This is a genomic window from Citrobacter sp. wls827 (assembly GCF_005280875.1).
Lineage (GTDB): Bacteria > Pseudomonadota > Gammaproteobacteria > Enterobacterales > Enterobacteriaceae > Citrobacter > Citrobacter youngae.
Genome location: NZ_SZWR01000017.1, coordinates 415,498 through 416,060 on the forward strand (window position 1 = coordinate 415,498; position 563 = coordinate 416,060).

At 53.8% G+C, this 563-nt stretch carries 2 protein-coding genes; one reads left to right on the plus strand and one right to left on the minus strand.

What is annotated here, in order from left to right; all coding sequences use genetic code 11:
- Positions 1-280, plus strand: a 280-nt coding sequence (locus FDX03_RS23330) for a helix-turn-helix transcriptional regulator (RefSeq protein WP_249357048.1), incomplete at its 5' end; no start/stop codon positions are given.
- On the opposite strand, the gene FDX03_RS23335 is transcribed toward FDX03_RS23330, so the two are convergent.
- A partial coding sequence (locus FDX03_RS23335; RefSeq protein ID WP_249357049.1) for a benzoate/H(+) symporter BenE family transporter occupies positions 263-563 on the minus strand: 301 nt, incomplete at its 5' end. The two genes, FDX03_RS23330 and FDX03_RS23335, sit on opposite strands and share 18 nt — an antisense overlap.

The following is a 563-nucleotide window of genomic DNA, read 5'->3' on the forward strand; positions in this document are numbered from 1 at the left end:
CGCGCATCTGGCCTACCCAATGACCCTCAGCGATTTGGCAGGCGAAGCGGCACTAAGCGATTTCCACTTTGCCAGAATGTTTCGCCAGTCGATGAATATGGCCCCGCATCAGTATGTTATGCAGCGTCGTATGGCGCTGGCGCAGCAACTGGTCCGTTATTCTTCACGTAGCTTGTCGGATATCGCGATGGCTTGTGGATTCAGTTCAGCAAGCCATTTTAGCAATCGGTTTAAGCAGATGACGGGCAAGACGCCAACGCAATTACGTGCGTCGCGATAATCTCAGCGTGGCATAACATATCCCTCCGGCGATTAATCCCCAGAACGCAGAGCCAATCCCCATTAAGGTCAAACCACTGGCAGTAACCAGAAAGGTGACGATTGCAGCATCTCGCTCCGCTTCATGAAGCAATGCCTGATACAGACTACCGCTAATCGTACCGAGTAAAGCAAGGCCAGCCAGCATCTGGATCCAGCTTACGGGCAGGGCCGCCATCAGTCCTGTGACCGAACCACCAAATACACCAGCCAGAAGATAGAAAACGCCTGCCGATGCGGCGGCG